The organism is Nonomuraea sp. NPDC048826 (assembly GCF_043198225.1).
Lineage (GTDB): Bacteria > Actinomycetota > Actinomycetes > Streptosporangiales > Streptosporangiaceae > Nonomuraea.
The window spans coordinates 840,311-856,963 of sequence record NZ_JBICUQ010000003.1 but is presented as its reverse complement, the minus strand read 5'-3'; the positions used below and the strand labels follow the sequence as shown (position 1 = coordinate 856,963).

The following is a 16,653-nucleotide window of genomic DNA, read 5'->3' as shown; positions in this document are numbered from 1 at the left end:
GCCGGCAGGAGCGTCCTTCCGGTTCAGTGCCGCGGGCTCATGCCGGCGAAGAGGGTGCGGAGGACGCGATCGACGTAGTCACGCGTCATGGGCTCCTGGGTGATCAGGAGGCGGAAGTACAGAGGTCCGGAAAGGATCGCCATCGCGAGGTCGAGGTCGAAGTCGGACGAGACCTGCCCCTGGTCCTGGGCCGCCCGCAGCCGGGCGACGGTCTTGTCGGCCTGGGGACGGATGAAGCGCTCGTTGAGGCCGGCGGCGACCGCGGGATCATGCTGGGCCTCACCCACCAGCGCCTGGTAGAGCGGGCCCCAGGGGGGATTGGCCAGGAGGTCCACCGCCGCGTGGATCTGCCGGCGCAGGTCGGCCCGCACATCGCCGGTGTCGTGATAGTCGAGAAGCGGCTCGTTCAGCGACAGCAGCGAGTCGAGGAACAGCAGGCCCTTCGAGGGCCAGCGGCGGTAGATCGTGTGCTTGCCCACGCCGGCGCGGGCCGCGACCGCCTCGATGCTGAGCTTGGCGTAACCGGCCTCCTGGGCCAGGGCGAGCGTGGCCTGCATGATCACCCTGGTGCGGGTGGCGGCTCGATCGTGGTGGCTGAGGGTCACGCCATCATCCTAACGGCACGGCACGTGCCGTGTTGACAGATTGCCGACGCCCGTCCCACAATGGCCGCGTTTCACCGGCGGCACGGCTCGTGCCGTTCCACGCTCGTGCCGGAAACCGCTCGCTGACCGCTCAGGAAGAAGACCGTGCTCGATGTTCCCGTTCCCGCCATCGAGGTGGTGGGCCTCACCCAGCGATTCGGATCTGTGCTCGCCGTCGACAGGCTGAGCCTGAGCGTGCCGCCGGGCATGTTCTACGGCATCGTCGGCCCGAACGGGGCCGGCAAGACCACCACCCTGACAGCCATGTGCGGGCTGCGGGAGCCGACCTCCGGATCGATCAAGATCGGCGGCCATGACCTGCGGACCGACCGGGAGTCCGCCCTCGCCCAGCTCGGCATCATGATGGACGGGCTGTCCCTGCCCGAGCGGCTGACCGCCACCGAGGTCCTGCGCTACAGCGCCGGACTGCGCGGCCTGGACGCCGGCTGGCGGGCACGCGCGAGCGACCTGCTGGAGATCCTCCAGCTGGACGCGGCCCCGCGCACGCTGATCGTGGAGTACTCCACCGGCATGCGCAAGAAGATCAACCTGGCGCTGGCGATGCTGCACCGGCCCCGCGCGCTGGTGCTGGACGAGCCGTTCGAAGCCATCGACCCGGTCTCGGCGCGCTCCATCGAGCAGGTGCTCAAGCAGTACGTCGACGCCGGCGGCACCGTGCTCCTGTCCAGCCACATCATGGACTTCGTCGAACGCAACTGCCGCCGGGTGGCGGTGGTGGCCGGTGGCCGGGTGCTGGTCGAAGGACCGGTGGAGGAGGTGGCCGCGGGCTCGACGCTGAACGAGCGGTTCATCGAGCTGGTGGGCGCCGACCCGGTCAGGCCGCTGGAGTGGCTGGCATGACCCGGACCCTGTTCGCGCTCAAGCTGAGCCTGTTCCGCAACGGCCCGCACAACGAGCGCGCCTTCAGCCTGGTCACCGGCCTCGTCCTGGCGGGCCTGGTGATCGCGGGCTCGACGTCGGCGTCCCGCGGCGTGATCCACGAGGGTTGGATCGCCGCGGCGCTCACCGTGTGGGGTGGCATGTGGGTGTTCGGGCCTCTGGCACAGCCTCGCCATGAGCCGTCCGTCATCTCGCGCGAGTGGCTTCGCGGCTATCCCCTGCGGTCGTGGCGGCTGGCCTGGGCCCTGTCCTGGACCGAACTGTTCGGCGTCGGCCCCCTGATCACCCTGGCGTGCCTGGCGTCCCTGGTGGTCCTGGCCGCATCGGGGGGCCCGGCGGCGGCGGCGATCGCCGCCGGGGCGGCGGTGGCACAGCTGTATCTGCTGGTCTGGGCAGGCAAGACGGTGGCGGCGCTGGCAGCCCGGTTGCTGCAGACCCGGGCGGGAATGACCTTGGCCGCCACGCAGACAGCGATCATGCTCGCGTTGTCGTTCGCCGGGTGGGTGCCGGTCGCCGCCGGGCTGCTGCCGCGTCTCGGCGAAGGGGACACCACGCTCGTGGCCCCCAGCCTCCGCCACCTGCCCGCGCCGGTGATCGACGTGCTCACCGCCCTGCCCACCGGCTGGAGCTACCGTGCGGCGGTCGCCGCCCGCGACGGCGCCGGCTTCGGCGCGGCCCTGCCGCCCCTGGCCTCCCTGCTGGTGGCGGGCACCCTGCTGCAGCTGGCCTGGGTCACGCTGACGGCTCGCGCCCTGCGCCGCCCACCTCACAGAGCGGCACCTCGACGGCCGTCCGTACCAGGACATCCGCTGCCGGTGCCGCTCGCCGGCCCGCGGGTGTCGGCGGTCGTGTCGCGAGAGCTGGCCACCTGGCTGCGCGACCCGGCGCGCGGCGTGGAACTGCGCGCCGCCTGGCTGACACCACTGCTGATGGCGCTCATCGTCGCGCTCACTGACTGGAGCTGGGCGCTGCCGTTGGCGGGTCCCGCGGCGGCGGTGTTCGGGGCGATGGTCGCGATCAACACCTACGCCCTGGACGGCACGGCCCTGTGGCAGTTGCTCACCACCCCGGGCGCGCTCAGGGCCGATGTGCGCGGCCGGATGGCGGCCTGGGCGCTGCTGTTCGGTGTCCCGTCCCTTGCGCTGACGGCCGTGCTGTGGGCCGCGACCGGCTCGCCCTTGGGCATGGTCGCCGTCTGCGGCGCCATCACCGCGGCCGCGACCGCCTGCGCGGTGGCACCGCTGCTGGCGGTCCTGATGCCGGCCGTGGGCACCGATGCCCGTGATCGCGTCTACCCGGGCCAGCAGGCGGGCGACCCTACCGGCGGGCAGATGACGATCTTCCCCGTGGTGCTGCTGGCCGCCGTCCTGCCCGGTGTCATCGGCGCGGTCTTCGGCGGCTCGGGGTGGGTGACCGCCCTGTCCGCCGTTTTGCTGGCCGGCATCGTCCTGTACGCCACCCCGGCCCTCACGATGCGCCTGCTTCAGCGGCGTGGCGCTGCTCTGCTGGATGCGATGGCCTCCCGGGACGCCGCCGTCGTCCGCCCATCCGTCCACGACACCGTCCCGTCGGCCGACGCGACCCCCTTGGCCGATGCGCAACACTCCCGATGACGTCCTGCGCCGTCCCGGCCGGGACGGCGGCGTCACGGCGGGGACGGCGGCGTCACGGCGGGGACCGTCCCTAGGCCGGCGGCCGCGCCGCGCAGTTCGGCCCCGACGAGCATGTGTCCAGGTCTGTCGGTTCCCAGACGGTGGCCCTGGCCTGGAGACTCGCGTCGTCGGTCAGCTTGGTGACTTGCAGGCGTACGATGCGTCGCTCGCCGGTCTGGGCGCACACGACGTCGCGTTCGTGGAGGTTGAGCAGCTCGGACACGGCGTTGGGGCCGATGTGGCGGCTGCACTCCTCGTACGTCGGCATCCCCTTCTCCGGCCACAGGGCGATCCGGGCCCCCTCGTCCACCGCGTACAGGTCCCCTACGCTGCGCTCACCGGTCGTCTCCTCCACGTCGCCCGCCGCGAAATCGGGCTCGTCGCCGGCCGAGGGAGCGACCGCGTCGAAGTCCTTGGCCTGCTCGGGGTGGATGTGGCCGTACTCCTGGAGGGTCACCAGGCCCTCCCACCTCTTCACCGAGACAGGTGTCGGCGTGGACGTGGACGTGGGCGTGGACGACGGAGTCGGAGCGGGTGTGGGGGCGGCGGACGGGCTCTCGGGCTGCGGCGGGCTGGTGGGGACGACGAACGCGATGACAGCGACGACCACGCCGACGACGGCGACGGCCACGCCGATGGCCCCCCAGGCGGCACCGTTGAGCCCCAGGAAGCGATCACCGGTCACTGTCTCCCCCAAGCGGCTTTGGACTTACCGTTACCGAAGAATAACGCAGAGTATCCATGCCGAAGCCGTCGCCTAGGGCGCGGGTTGCGCGACCTCGGGGCATCATCTACCGTAATTCCCACTAAACCAGTCGATTTTACGGGCTAGTAGGTGTCCTGATGCGTTTTCACTGGTTCCTGCCCACCACCGGCGACGGCCACGAGGTGCGCTCGGCCATCACCACGACCGACGTCTTCCGTCCCAAGGCCCGCCCCACCACCGTCACCTACCTCGCCCAGGTCGCCGGCGCCGCCGAGCAGGCCGGGTTCGAGGCGGCGCTCACCCCGGTCGGCGCGGGCTGCCCGGACCCGTGGATCGTCTGCGCGGCGGTGGCCCAGCGGACCGAACGGCTGAAGCTGCTGGTCGCCTTCCGCACCGGTTACGCACTGCCCACCCTGCTCGCCCAGCAGGCCCAGACCTTCCAGGAGATCTCCGGCGGACGGCTGCTGCTCAACGTCGTCACCGGCGGCGACCCCGTCGAGCAGCGCGCCTACGGTGACTTCCTGGACCACGACGCCCGGTACGCCAGGACCGACGAGTACCTCCAGGTGCTGCGCCGCTCCTGGGCGGGCGGGCCCTTCGACCATCACGGCGAGCACTACCAGGTCGAGGGCGGCGGGCTGGCCGTGCCCCTGGACCCGGCGCCCGCGCTGTACTTCGGCGGCGCCTCCGCGGCCGCCGACCAGGTCGCCGCCCGCCACGCCGACGTGCTCCTCATGTGGGGCGAGCCGCCGTACGCGATCGCCGAGCGCATCACCCGGCTGCGCGCGCTCGCAGACTCGCTCGGCCGCCGGCTCCGGTACGGGCTGCGCGTCCACGTCATCGCCCGCGACACCGGCGCCGCCGCCTGGGCCGAGGCCGAGCGGCTGCTGGCGGGCATGGACCCCGCCCGCATCGCCGCCGCCCAGCGCCGCTTCGCCCGGTTCGACTCCGTCGGGCAGCGCCGCATGGTGGACCTGCACGCCGGCGACACTCGTTCCCTGGAGATCCATCCCGGGCTGTGGGCCGGGGTCGGGCTGGTCCGGGAGGGGGCGGGCACCGCGTTGGTCGGCTCCTACGACGAGGTGGCGGCCCTGCTCCGGGAGTACGCGGCGGTGGGCGTGGAGGAGTTCGTCCTGTCCGGGTGGCCACATCTGGAGGAGGCGTACCGGGTGGGCGAGCATGTTCTCCCCCGGCTGGCGCCCGCACCCGTTCCCGTTTCCTGACGGGGATCATCCGGGCAGGTGGGGACGCACTTCCTGGTCGGGATTCGGGCAGAAAACCTGGTGACATCTCGTCCGAAATGCCGCATCGTGGTCGCGGTCGATGAATTTTGTCGGTGGCGACAGTCATTCTTTACGTATGACGACGACTTGCTGCACGACAGAGAGCCGGGAATCCGGCCACCACCATAATTCGCCTGACGACCCTGATCGAGGTTCTGTGTCCAGCCGTTTGCTCGACCCGCCCGCCGAGCCCGTGGCCCCCGCCGCGGGCCGCACGCCGCCCGTGATCCGTTTGCTGGTGCTCGCCACGTTCGTGGTCATCCTCAACGAGACGATCATGATCAACGCGATCCCGCGGCTGATGATCGCGCTGAGCATCACCGAGCAGACCGCGCAGTGGCTCTCGACCGCCTTCATGCTGACCATGGCCGCGGTCATCCCGATCACCGGATGGTTCCTGCAGCGGGTGACCACCCGCCGCGCCTATACCGTCGCGATGGGCCTGTTCCTGCTCGGCACGGCGCTGGCCATCGTCGCGCCGACGTTCGAGGTGCTGCTGGGCGCCCGCATCATCCAGGCGTCAGGCACGGCCGTGATGATGCCCCTGTTGATGACCACGTTGATGCGTGTGGTGCCCGAGGAGGACCGGGGCCGGGTGATGGGCAACGTCACCCTGGCCATCTCGGTCGCGCCCGCGATGGGCCCGACGGTCTCCGGGGTGATCCTCCAGTTCGGGTCGTGGCGGCTGCTGTTCGCCGTGGTGCTGCCCATCGCCGCCCTGATCACGTGGCAGGGCCTGAAGCGGCTGGAGAACGTCGAGACGCCCGAGGCCGGCGCCATCGACTGGTTCAGCGTGGTGACCGCCGCGGCCGGCTTCGGCGGCCTGGTCTACGGGCTCAGCCGGTTCGAGGGCGGCGACATCCGCGTCGCCGCCGCGATCGTGGCGGCCGGGCTCATCACCATCGGCGTCTTCGTGGTCCGCCAGCTGTCGCTGCAGAAGCGCGGCACCCCGCTGCTGGACCTGCGCACCCTGCGCCACCGCACCTTCACGGTCGCGCTGATCATGATGGCGGTGGCCTTCATGGCGATGCTCGGCTCGATGATCCTGCTGCCTCTCTACCTGCAGAGCGTGCGCGGCCTCAGCGCCCTGGAGACCGGCCTCCTGGTGATGCCGGGCGGCCTGGCCATGGGTCTGCTCGGCCCGACCGTCGGCCGCCTGTTCGACAAGTTCGGCGGCCGGGTGCTGGTCATCCCCGGCGCGGTCGGCATCATGATCGCGCTCTCCGGCTTCACCCAGGTCTCGATGACCATGCCCTACTGGCAGCTTCTCGCCCTGCACGCGCTGCTCTCGGTGAGCCTGGCCGCGACCTTCACCCCCGTGTTCACCCTCGGGCTCGGCGCGGTCCCCTCTCACCTCTACTCCCACGGCAGCTCGATCCTGAGCACCCTCCAGCAGGTCGCCGCGGCCTTCGGCACCGCGCTGGTGATCACCGTGATGAGCACCAGGGCCGACAGCCTGAAGGAGGCGGGCACCACCGACGTGCTCGCCGCCCTCGGCGGCATGCAGGTGGCCTTCATCATCGGCGCGGCGCTGTCCGTGATCGTGGTCATCACCGCCGTGCTCCTCCCGTCCCGCGCCCCCCAGACCAGCGAGGTCCGCGCCCCGGCCCACTGACCCGACGCCACACCGACACGCCGAGGTCCGCGCCTCCCCCCACCCGGGAGGCGCGGACCTCGGCGCTTGCACACCCACCCGAATCCTCCAGGTTCGGGCCCCTGTCCACTGGCCGCGCATCGAACGCGCCCGGTCTTGGCTCCGGCCATTGATCCCGCTGTGCCCCCCGAACCCGTGGGAATCCGGGGCAGGCTGTACCGATCATCCGATCCGTACGGGCTGTCCCCATCCATGAGGTGCCGTGACGGGGTCAGGGCCACCAGCCTTCCGTGACTGCGATGGCCTCGCGTTCGAGGGCGTGGTGCCATGCCGGGTCGCGGAGCAGGCGGGTTTCCCAGGTGCGTACGACGCCGTCGGGTCCGGTGACCGCGTCGTCGCGTGATGGGTGGAGGAACAGTTCGCTTGTGCCCTCGGGGAGGGCCGCCAGGCGGCGCAGGTAGTCGTCACGGAGGTGCTCGTACGATCCGAGGTCGTTCGCCGTGCGCCGGTTGGTGGCGATGGTCTGCGGGAGGGGCACGCCCAGGTCGTCGGCGAGGGCGACGGCGCCCTCGTGGACTGCCGCGAGCGGTGGCGGAAGGGGTCCCCCGAAGTACGGCTCCGGGTCGCGGGGCAGGCGGAAGGCGAAGCGGTGGCGGGAGCACCATTCGAGCGCCTCGGCGAGCCATGATCTGCCGTGCAGGCCGTAGAGGGTGCCGGAGTGGGAGTCGGCCGCCACCGGTGCGAGATCGCGTTCGCGCATCCAGTGCAGTTGGGCGTCAGCTTCCCTCAGCACGTCCGGGGCCTCACCTCGGGCTCCCAGGGCGAACGGGTCGTCGGTGAGGGTGCCGTCTGGGTCTGCCAAGCTCGCCGCATCGGTGAGGGGTCGCCAGCGCGGGAGCCCGCGCTCGCTGGTGAGCGTCACATGCAGTCGCGGCACGACGCCGACCTCGGCGACCTGTTTCGCGGCCCGCTCCGAGTCGGGCGCCACGCAGATGAGGGTCGTCGCCGAGACGTGGCCCTCGGCCAGCAGCGCGACGATGACCTCCGTGGTCCCGGGCTCCCGGCCGAGGTCGTCAGCCGTGATCACGACGCGACGGGTCATCGAGGCCCCTCCCCAGTGGACTCGTCCACTATGCCCGATGCTCGTGACTCCGCCGGTTCCGCCGAGCTGACGGGTCCGGCCACCTCTGGCCGCTCACTTGCTCCGTCGGCCTTGAGTGGCTCGGGTCGCGTGGGTGGCTCGGGGTTCTCGGACGGGTGAGGTGCGCCGACGGGTTCGGTCGTCTCGGTTAGCTCGGCCACCGGTGACGCCTGAAGCGACTCGGGTCGCATGGGTGGCTCGGGGTTCTCGGACGGGTGAGGTGCGTCGACGGGTTCGGTCGCCTTGGGTGACTCCGCCACCGGTGCCGCCTGAAGTGACTCGGACCGGGCGGGTGGCTCGGGGGTGTGCGGGGGCTGGGGTGTGGCTGGGGGTTCTGTGGCTTCGGGTGGGGTTTCGAGGGGGACGGAGATGAGGCGGGCTGCGATGGCACCGATCGTGGTCAGGGCGAAGGGGTAGACGCAGAGGTACACGCGGAACGCCAGGCCGGGGTCGGTGCCTGGGTCGGCGCCGGAGTTGTAGCCGAAGAAGACGCCCAGGGACGTGAGCGCGATGCCGGAGACGATGCCGTTGAGGCGGCCGAAGAAGCCGAACGCCGACAGGAAGAGCCCTTCGCGGTGCTCACCGTTGCGTGCCGCGTCGGCGTCCAGGACTCGTGCGACGATGAGGTCGTTCGTCGCGAGCATCCCCGACCATCCCGCCCCCACGAGGACGCCCGCGGCGATCGCGGTGATGAGGTCGGTGGCGAAGAACAGGGCCGCGAAGCTGACCGCCAGGACGGCGAAGGCGAGCCGCCAGGTCCACAGGGCTCCGCGGCGGGCGACGACCTTCGTCCACAGGACGAGGCCGAGCGCCGCGACGAGGATGACGATGCCTTGCAGGTAGAGCGCGTTCTCGACGGCGAGCCCGAGCGAGTAGCGGACGTACAGCTGGATGCCCGTGAGCACGAGCGCCATGGCGATCCCGTAGCAGGCGCCGGTGAGGCCGACCGTCCAGAACATCGGGGTGCGCACGATCGACCAGACGCTGCCCAGCAGCGGCGGCCGCTCGCGCGTGGAGTAGCGCGGGTTCTCGCGCGCCCCGAGCGCCATGAACACGATGACGACGACCGCGATCGCGCCGTAGATGATCGCGGTCGTCTGGAAGCCCTGGGTGGAGTTCTCGGTGCCGAACACCTTCGTCGTGAGCAGCGGGGTGACCGCGAGCGAGATGACCAGCGCGACGAGCTGGAATCCCTGGCGCAGGCCGTTGGCGACGGCGCGGTCGCGTTCGCGGGGGTAGAGCTCGGGGAGCAGGGCGCCGTAGTTCGCGTTGAGCATCGAGTCGAAGGCCTCGCAGAGGATCGCGAACACCGCGAACCAGATCAGGAGGCCGACGCCGTCCAGCGAGGCGGGCGCGGAGAAGAAGGCGATCATGCAGGCCGCGAGCATCGGCGCGCCGACGAGCAGCCATGGCCGGCGCCGCCCGAACCGGCTCCGGGTGCGGTCGGAGAGGTGGCCGAGCACCGGGTTGTCGATCGCGTCGATGATCGCGTAGATCACCATGACCGCGCCGTACGCGCGCACGTCGAGCCCGAGGATGTCGACGTAGAAAAGGATCATCGATCCTTTGATCATGTTGATCGGGATGGATGTGCCGAACATCCCGATGGCGTAGCGCCACGCCGGGGTCGTGCCGGGCCGGGGGCTGATCGCCTGGGTTCGCTCTGTCATGGATCTCGGGGCCTCCTCGCCGCCAGCCTGGCCCCGCTCACACCGATGCGCACTAGAAGATGCAGACAAGTTACGTCTGATGTTGATGGCCGGAATGGTGGCGGTTCGTCCCGGCGCGCGCGGAGGAAGCCATGGTCTTCCGGAAGGGGTCGACGCGCACGTACGTTATTCATAGTCTACCTACTGGATGAATAGGATTCAGTGGAAGGCGCCCGATGAGCCTCGAGTTCCTCTGGTACATCCCGAACGAGACCCGGCCGGGGCACCGCGGCGACGACGTCGTGGCGGGTCACAACAGCCTGGAGACCCTCACCGGCCAGGCCAGGGCTCTGGAGGAACACGGGTGGGGCGGGGCGCTCATCGGCACCGGCTGGGGGCGGCCCGACACCTTCACGGTCGCCACCGCGCTGGTCGCGCGCACGACGACGTTCCAGCCGCTGATCGCCGTCCGGCCCGGGTACTGGCATCCGGCCGCGTTCGCCTCCGCCGCCGCCACGCTGGACCACCTGAGCGGGGGCCGTGTGCTGGTGAACGTCGTCTCCGGCAAGGACGACCCGGCGGCGTACGGCGACCGCGAGGGCGACCAGGTCCACCGCTACGCCCGTACGAAGGAGTTCCTGCGGATCGTGCGCCGGCTCTGGACCGAGGAGGACGTCACGTACCAGGGCGAGCACTTCCATGTCACCGGCTCCACCGTGACTCCCCGGCCCGTGGTCCGAGGCGCTCGTCGTCATCCCCAGCTCTACTTCGGCGGCGCGTCCGAGGCCGCGGAGCGGGTGGCCGCCACCGAGGCCGACGTCCAGCTCTTCTGGGGCGAACCCCTCGACGGCGTCGCCGAGCGGGTCGAACGGCTGGAGAGGCTGGGCAGGCGGCTCGGGCGCGAGCTGGCCCCGCTGGAGTTCGGCCTTCGCGTCACCACCGTCGTCCGCGACACCACCGAGCAGGCGTGGGCCGACGCCGAGGCCAAGGTCGCCCGGATGCGCGACGCCTCCGGGGACGCCTCCCGCGACGCTCATTGGCAGGCCGCCGCAGGTCAGCGACGCCTGGTCGGCCTGGCCGAACGTGGCGAGGTGCTCGACGACAACCTCTACACCGCCCCGGGCAGGCACGGCGGCATCGGTGCCGGCGCCACGTGGCTGGTCGGCTCACCCGCGGACGTGGCCGCGTCGCTCCGCCGCTACCAGGCCCTCGGCATCACCCACTTCGTCCTCTCCGACACTCCCTACCTACCGGAGAGCAAGCGCCAGGGGGAACGGCTCCTCCCTCTGATGTACGGGTGAAAACTACGGTCTCCGACGCCCCCACCTGCCCGAGAGCAAGCGCCAGGGCGAACAGCTCCTCCCCTGATGTGGTGGTGCCGCGATGGCGTTGTATCGGGGATTCAGAGCCCCTTGACCGGAGCGGCGCAGAGTGAAAGGCGTGTCCGGGTGCATCAGCGGGATTCCGTGACCGATGGACGTCAGGCGGCTCGGTCGTGACGGTCCGGTGTGCTCCGCCATCGGTCTGGGCGGGATGGCCTTGACCGGGGCCTACGGGGCTGTGGACGCCCGGGCGGGCCCCCGGGTCATCGGGCACGCGCTGGATCTGGGCATCACCCTGCTCGACACGGCGTGCCGGCCCCGGTACGAGCAGGTGGAGCAGTGGGCCGGGCGGGCGGTCGCGGCCCGCCGTGAGGACGTGGTGCTGGCGGCGCTGGCCCGGCCGGGCGGCCGGAGCCTGGCCGGGGCGTGTGACGCGGCCCTGCGCCGGATGGCCGTCGACCACCTCGACCTGTTCTACCTGGACTGTCCCACGTGGGCGGGGCCGGTCGAGGAGGGGGTGGGCGAGCTGGCCGAGCTCGTCGCGGCCGGGAAGGTCCGGCACATCGGGCTGGCCGAGCCGCGGGCCGGGCAGATCGACCGGGCCGCGGCCGAGCACGCGATCTCCGCGATGGCGTGTGCGTACTCCCTGTGGGAGCGCCGCGCCGAGCTGGACCGGATCCCCAGGGCCAGGGCGCACCGGATCGGGGTGGTCGCCTGCCGTCCTCTCGGACGGGGGTTCCTGTCGGGCGCCGCCGGGTTCAGGAGGCTTCCGGGCCGTGACGACCCCAGCGCCGCCGGGATCGGGAGGCTTTCAGGCCGTGACGATCCGCGGTGGGCGGGCTTCCGCGCCGCCGGGCAGGCGGTGGTGGAGAGCATGCGGGCCGCCGAGGAGATCGCCGCCCAGCTCCATCTCGGCCTGGCCAGGCTGGCGCTGGTGTGGCTGCTGGCGCAGGGCGGGGACATCGTGCCGGTGCCGAGTACGCGCAACCGCGTGCACCTGGAGATGAACGCCAGCACGGCGGGCATCCAGGTGGACCACGCCCTGCTCGCGCGGCTCGGCGCGCTGTTCCCCCCGCGTTAGCGTCAGGGCTGGTGGGGGATGGAGGGCGGCTTGATGAGGGAGGCCGCCACGGCCTTGTTCACCGCGTCCACCCGGGAGACCGCGCCCAGTTTGAGGAAGATGTTGCGCAGGTGCCGCTTCACGGTGGACTCCGTGAGGTTCATCCGGTTCGCGATCTGGCCGTTGCTCAGCGCCTCGGCCACCAGTTCCAGCACCTGCAGTTCCCGCGCGGACAGCGGGTTGCCGCTGCTCGGCCGTACCTGGACCAGGCTCTCCCTGGAGATCACGAGCATGACCCGGTCGTGGTCCGTGCGGGCGGCGTGCACCGCGGCCAGCAGCTCCATCCGCCGGACGGTCTTGAGCAGGTAGCCCCGGATGTTCTGCGCCAGCAGGCTCTGCACCAGGAAAGGGCCGTCGTAGATGCTCAGGATGATCACTTCGGAGCCTGGGGACGCGGCCTGGATGCGGCTCACCGTCGTGGTCGCCTCGTCGCCTGGGATCTCCACGTCGAGCAGGACGACGTGCGGTCGGTGCTCGGCGGCCAGCTCGACGGCGCTCTCGCTGTCACCGGCCTCGCCGACGACCACGACGTCGCCGTCGCTCTCCAGCAGTTCCTTCAGGCCCTCACGGAACAGGGCGTGATCGTCCACGATCAGGACGGTGGTGCGGTCATCCATCTCGATGCTCCGATAACGGTACGACGAGTTCCACACAGGTGCCGCGGTTCACCACCGGCGTCAGCGTCAGCCGGCCCCCCAGCAGTTCGGCCCGCTCCCGCATGGACGTCAGCCCCATGCCGGACGAGTCGCGCGCCCGGTCCGGGTCGAAGCCGGGGCCGTCGTCGTCGACGGTCGCGTGCAGGCGGCGGGGGGTGATGCTCACGGTGATGAGCACCATGCCGGGCGCACCGTGGGTGAGCGCGTTACGCACCGCCTCCCTGACGATGAGGAACGTCTCCCCCAGGACCCTCCCTGGGGCCCACGCCTCGTCGCCGTGGACGCGTAACCGCATGACCACGTCGTCGGGGGCGATGGTCTCCACCAGGGTGGCCAGTTCCTTCTCCAGGTGGTGCACCTGGTCGTTCGTGCGCAGGCCGGTGACGAGGGAGCGGGTGGTCACCATGGCGTCCTGGACGGCGTCGTGCGCCAGCGCCACCCGGTTCATCGCGTTGGCCGGGTTGGCGCGGCAGGCCTCGGCGAGTTCGAGCTGGTGGTGGGCGACGCCGAGCCCCGAGCCGATCCGGTCGTGCAGGTCGCGGGCGATCCTGCGGCGCTCGTCGGCGTACGCGGCGTCGAGGTCGCGCAGGAGCCGGGAGGTGTGGGCGAGCGCGGTCTCGTGGACGCTCATGAGGACGCTCTCGGTCAGCGTACGCATGACGAGCCGGAGCGCTTCGCGGCCGTTTTCCTGATCTTCGAGGTGGTCCGCGAGGTGATCGGCGGCGGCGGTCAGGATGACGTCCGCCAGGCAGGTCGCGGCCCGCAACCAGGCGCGCGGATCCGGCGGACCCACGGCCCCGGGGGTGCCGGGGTCGCGGGCGGGGGTCTCCTCGCGGGCGATGTCCGAGCGGGTGTCCGAGCGGGTGTCCGAGCGGGTGTCCGAGCGGGTGTCCGAGGAGGTGTCCGAGCGGGTGTCCGAGGAGGTGTCCGAGCGGGTGTCCGAGGAGGTGTCCGAGCGGGTGTCCGAGGGCGTGGCCGAGCGGGTGGGGGGTCGGGGGCGCTCGTCCGTGTCGGGGCGCAGGCTGCGCGTGAGGTCGGCGAGGGTGCGGTCGGCGCGGTCGAGCAGGTTCCGCCGGACCTCGGGGTCGCCGATCAGCGGGCTGTGCGTGCTTTCCAGCCTGGCCACATAGGCCGTCAGAAGCGCTGACCGCTCGGTGTCGAGAAAGCCGGCCAACGTCTCCCGTAAGGAGTGACAGCTATCGCGGGGGGACACCAAAAGCCCCTTCCCACAAGGAAAGCTCCCGAACGTGAGCATTCCTTGTCAGCACCCATCAGAACTGGTCGGGGGAAAGAAATCCGCAGGGGTACATCCGAGTACTCCTCCTCTCGACGTAGTTTCGGGATATTTCGACGGAGAGGGGTGCTGCTTGCGGGGGTTTCCGGTTGTTCGCGGCACGGCCTGAGGTGACGCTGCAAAGGAGATCGATGCCTCCGCACGCCGACCCCAAGGAAGATCACCATGGCGCATTTCCGCCTTCTCGGCCCCGTCGAGATCGTCGTCGACGGTCACGCGCACACGCTCGGTCAGCACAAGCTGCGTCAGGTGCTGGCCATGCTGGCGCTGCGGGCCAACCAGATCGTGGACACCGATCTGCTGATCCAGGAGCTGTGGGACGAGGCTCCGCCCAAGAACGCGCGGACGATCCTGCACACCTACGTCTACCAGGTACGCAAGCACCTGGAACGGGACGGGCTGTGCCCGCACGGCGAGGAGCTGATCGAGACCCGGACCGCCGGCTACCTGCTGCGCGCCGGCCCCGACGACATCGACGTCTCCCGCTTCGACCGGCTCGTCCAGCAGGGGCGGCGGTCACTGGACGACGGTGACATGGCTCGGGCCGCCGGGTCGTTGCGTCAGGCGCTGGACATGTGGTCCGGGCGGGCGCTGGCCGACGTGCTGCCGGGTCCGGTGCTGCGCGGGCACGTGGTCGCGCTCGACGAGCAGCGGGTCTGCGCCCAGGAGATGTGCATCGAGGCGGGCCTCGAACTGGGCAAGCACCGCGACCTGCTGCCGGAGCTGCGCCTGCTGGTCGAGACGTACCCGTACAACGAGGGCTTCCACGGCCAGCTGATCTGCGCCCTGGGCCGCTGCAACCGGCGCAACGAGGCGCTCGACGCCTACCAGCACCTGCGTCACATCCTCGACGAGGAGCTGGGCCTGGCGCCTTCGCCCGAGATCCAGGAGCTGCACCGCGAGCTGCTGTCCGTCGGCGTCACCCGGCGCATGGCCTCGTGAGCCGCAGCGCGGCGACCCGCTAGCGGGCGCGGATCCTGGCGGCGTCGTGCAGGTGGCGTACGGCGAAGGCCGCCGTCGCCGCCGCTCCCCTGGCGCAGCTCAGCGCCTCGCGGGCGTCGTCCAGACTGCCCTGCGGGCAGGCGGCGACCGCTCCGGCCGCGCAGGCGATGAGCTCCTGCGTGGCCTGCACCATGAGCTCCTCGCAGCCGTCCAGATCGGCCACCCGCTCACGGGCGGTTTCCAGCAGGGCAAGCACCTCGTGCACGTTCTCGTTCACGATGTCGTCTCCAGTCGTACGGCCCGCCGGCTCCCGCTCTCCGAAGCGAGTCCGGCGGCCCAGCCGGACGGCAGGTCGCCGGCCGGCACCAGGTGGTCCAGCACGTCGGGGAAGGCCACCACGTGCGCGTCGCGTACCGGGACGCGGGTGAGCGCGGCCACGTCGGCCGGTGAGAGGCCGCCCGCCCCGGCGATCTCCACCGGGCCGGCCGGGACGAGCGCCCCGCCGGGCAGGGCACGCGCGACGGCCTGGAGGCTGGCCAGGTGGAGCCCGGTGGGCACCTGGGCGACCGCCTCGGCCATGTCCCAGAACTCCTCGCCCAGCGCGTCCACCACGCCCTGCCGCATCACGGGCAGGTAGGTGGCCTGGTAGTAGCCGCCGACGCAGCTCAGCCCGCGGGCGAAGGCCAGGGTGGCGAAGCAGGTGAACAGCGAGGGCAGCAGGTGCCCGGCGAGGAGCGCCTGCGTCAGCTCCTCGGGCCGGAACTTCCACTCCAGGCGCCGGCCGTGCTCGTCGACCCCGGTGAGCAGGTCGCCGTCGAGGGCCAGCGGCACCCGCCGGCCGTCGGCGCCGAGCCCCCAGAAGAAGATCGTGCCGCGTGCGGGGTCCCGCTGCCAGCAGGCCCGCTCCCCGTCCAGCCCGGCCAGCAGCGCCGCACGCACTCTCGGTACGAAGAACAGCTGGTGGATCAGGCTGCCGGGGTCGTGCAGGTCCTTGCTCAGCAGGGCGGCGCAGATGGGCTCGATGGCCACCTGGACCAGCCGGGCGGGCGGCCCGGCCTGGAACATGCCCTCCCACAGCGCGGTGTTGACGCGGGTGGCCTGGAGGCCGTGCGACGGCAGCGCCAGCGTCTCCGGCGAGCCGTACATCCGGTGCAGGACGTCGTCCGCGCTCCGTTCGCAGAACGCGGAGACCTCACCGGCCCGCCGCATCCGGGCCAGCCGGGCGCGCGCCCGGTCGATCATGGCGGCGTCGAACGGCCGGGCGGTCAGCACCGTCCGGTGCTTGTCGCGGTTCGGCTGGATGGGCAGCCGCTGCGGCAGCGCGCCGAGCTCGCCGTGGCGGGGATCGTAGAGCCGCAGCCCCATGGGATAGGTCAGGTTGTTCAGGCTGACCGAGCCGAAGCCGAGCACGACGACGTTGCGCGGGGCCCCCGGCCGGAGCGCGAAGAGCAGCGTGCCCTGGACGGAGTCGGCGAAGGTGTCCACCCCGAAGTGGTTGGACGTCGGCACGATCGGCTGCGCGCGCAGGTCGGCGGCGACCTCGGCGGCCACCTCGGGCCCGTACGACAGCGCCGTCCGTTCCGCGACGGCCGCGTACAGGTCGTCCCTGTCCTGCCAGGGGCGCGCCCGGCCGGGCCGGAGCCCGGCCAGCAGGTCGGCCAGCGGCGCGTCGGCGAGGCGGCGGAGCGTGTCGCGGACCAGCGGCGAGTGCCGGGCCGCCAGGTCGAGGACGTGAGCACCCAGCGTCATG

The 16,653-nt window shown here is 71.5% G+C and carries 15 protein-coding genes; 7 read left to right on the top strand and 8 right to left on the bottom strand.

Going from position 1 to position 16,653, the window contains the following annotated elements:
* Nucleotides 1–23: 23 nt before the first annotated feature.
* Nucleotides 24–605, bottom strand: coding sequence for a TetR/AcrR family transcriptional regulator (locus ACGFI7_RS14350; protein WP_393403794.1), 582 nt, complete (start codon nucleotides 603–605; stop codon nucleotides 24–26).
* 144 nt (nucleotides 606–749) lie between these two features.
* Here ACGFI7_RS14350 and ACGFI7_RS14345 point away from each other — a divergent pair, with 144 nt between their 5' ends.
* Together ACGFI7_RS14345 and ACGFI7_RS14340 are read left to right on the top strand one after the other, a co-directional pair.
* The gene (locus ACGFI7_RS14345; RefSeq protein ID WP_393403791.1) at nucleotides 750–1,505 is read left to right on the top strand and encodes an ABC transporter ATP-binding protein; all 756 of its coding nucleotides are present in this window, start codon (nucleotides 750–752) and stop codon (nucleotides 1,503–1,505) included.
* Nucleotides 1,502–3,157 carry a hypothetical protein gene (locus tag ACGFI7_RS14340; RefSeq protein WP_393403788.1) on the top strand — a complete coding sequence of 552 codons (1,656 nt, stop codon included), beginning with the start codon at nucleotides 1,502–1,504 and terminating at the stop codon, nucleotides 3,155–3,157. The genes ACGFI7_RS14345 and ACGFI7_RS14340 overlap by 4 nt, the downstream gene beginning before the upstream one ends.
* Nucleotides 3,158–3,227: 70 nt before the next feature.
* Here ACGFI7_RS14340 and ACGFI7_RS14335 read toward each other — a convergent pair whose 3' ends face one another.
* Nucleotides 3,228–3,881, bottom strand: coding sequence for a hypothetical protein (locus ACGFI7_RS14335; protein WP_393403785.1), 654 nt, complete (start codon nucleotides 3,879–3,881; stop codon nucleotides 3,228–3,230).
* Between the two features lie 158 nt (nucleotides 3,882–4,039).
* Between ACGFI7_RS14335 and ACGFI7_RS14330 the strand changes: the two genes are divergently transcribed.
* Together ACGFI7_RS14330 and ACGFI7_RS14325 are read left to right on the top strand one after the other, a co-directional pair.
* The gene (locus tag ACGFI7_RS14330) at nucleotides 4,040–5,125 is read left to right on the top strand and encodes an LLM class flavin-dependent oxidoreductase (protein ID WP_393403782.1); all 1,086 of its coding nucleotides are present in this window, start codon (nucleotides 4,040–4,042) and stop codon (nucleotides 5,123–5,125) included.
* Nucleotides 5,126–5,342: 217 nt separating this feature from the next.
* A complete protein-coding gene (locus ACGFI7_RS14325) occupies nucleotides 5,343–6,800 on the top strand; it encodes an MDR family MFS transporter (RefSeq protein ID WP_393403779.1) in 1,458 nt (485 codons plus the stop codon).
* A gap of 250 nt (nucleotides 6,801–7,050) precedes the next feature.
* Here ACGFI7_RS14325 and ACGFI7_RS14320 read toward each other — a convergent pair whose 3' ends face one another.
* Together ACGFI7_RS14320 and ACGFI7_RS14315 are read right to left on the bottom strand one after the other, a co-directional pair.
* Nucleotides 7,051–7,881, bottom strand: coding sequence for a carbohydrate deacetylase (locus ACGFI7_RS14320; protein ID WP_393403776.1), 831 nt, complete (start codon nucleotides 7,879–7,881; stop codon nucleotides 7,051–7,053).
* On the bottom strand, nucleotides 7,878–9,590 hold the full coding sequence (locus ACGFI7_RS14315; RefSeq protein WP_393403773.1) for an MFS transporter: 1,713 nt from the start codon (nucleotides 9,588–9,590) through the stop codon (nucleotides 7,878–7,880). The genes ACGFI7_RS14320 and ACGFI7_RS14315 overlap by 4 nt, the downstream gene beginning before the upstream one ends.
* Before the next feature lie 215 nt (nucleotides 9,591–9,805).
* Between ACGFI7_RS14315 and ACGFI7_RS14310 the strand changes: the two genes are divergently transcribed.
* Nucleotides 9,806–10,870 (top strand): LLM class flavin-dependent oxidoreductase, encoded by a 1,065-nt coding sequence (locus tag ACGFI7_RS14310; protein WP_393403771.1) that lies wholly within the window; start codon nucleotides 9,806–9,808, stop codon nucleotides 10,868–10,870.
* A gap of 172 nt (nucleotides 10,871–11,042) precedes the next feature.
* Entirely contained in the window at nucleotides 11,043–11,972 is a 930-nt protein-coding gene (locus ACGFI7_RS14305) for an aldo/keto reductase (protein ID WP_393403768.1), read from the top strand.
* Nucleotides 11,973–11,974: 2 nt separating this feature from the next.
* On the opposite strand, the gene ACGFI7_RS14300 is transcribed toward ACGFI7_RS14305, so the two are convergent.
* Both ACGFI7_RS14300 and ACGFI7_RS14295 read right to left on the bottom strand, forming a co-directional pair.
* Nucleotides 11,975–12,628 (bottom strand): response regulator, encoded by a 654-nt coding sequence (locus tag ACGFI7_RS14300; protein ID WP_393403765.1) that lies wholly within the window; start codon nucleotides 12,626–12,628, stop codon nucleotides 11,975–11,977.
* A complete protein-coding gene (locus tag ACGFI7_RS14295; protein ID WP_393403763.1) occupies nucleotides 12,621–13,793 on the bottom strand; it encodes a sensor histidine kinase in 1,173 nt (390 codons plus the stop codon). Before ACGFI7_RS14295 ends, ACGFI7_RS14300 begins: the two co-directional genes overlap by 8 nt.
* 333 nt (nucleotides 13,794–14,126) lie before the next feature.
* On the opposite strand from ACGFI7_RS14295, the gene ACGFI7_RS14290 reads away from it, so the two are divergent.
* Nucleotides 14,127–14,903 carry a BTAD domain-containing putative transcriptional regulator gene (locus tag ACGFI7_RS14290; RefSeq protein WP_393403761.1) on the top strand — a complete coding sequence of 259 codons (777 nt, stop codon included), beginning with the start codon at nucleotides 14,127–14,129 and terminating at the stop codon, nucleotides 14,901–14,903.
* A gap of 19 nt (nucleotides 14,904–14,922) precedes the next feature.
* Here ACGFI7_RS14290 and ACGFI7_RS14285 read toward each other — a convergent pair whose 3' ends face one another.
* Both ACGFI7_RS14285 and ACGFI7_RS14280 read right to left on the bottom strand, forming a co-directional pair.
* Nucleotides 14,923–15,180 carry a hypothetical protein gene (locus ACGFI7_RS14285; protein ID WP_393403758.1) on the bottom strand — a complete coding sequence of 86 codons (258 nt, stop codon included), beginning with the start codon at nucleotides 15,178–15,180 and terminating at the stop codon, nucleotides 14,923–14,925.
* Nucleotides 15,177–16,652 carry a hypothetical protein gene (locus ACGFI7_RS14280; protein ID WP_393403755.1) on the bottom strand — a complete coding sequence of 492 codons (1,476 nt, stop codon included), beginning with the start codon at nucleotides 16,650–16,652 and terminating at the stop codon, nucleotides 15,177–15,179. Before ACGFI7_RS14280 ends, ACGFI7_RS14285 begins: the two co-directional genes overlap by 4 nt.
* Nucleotide 16,653 lies beyond the last annotated feature (1 nt).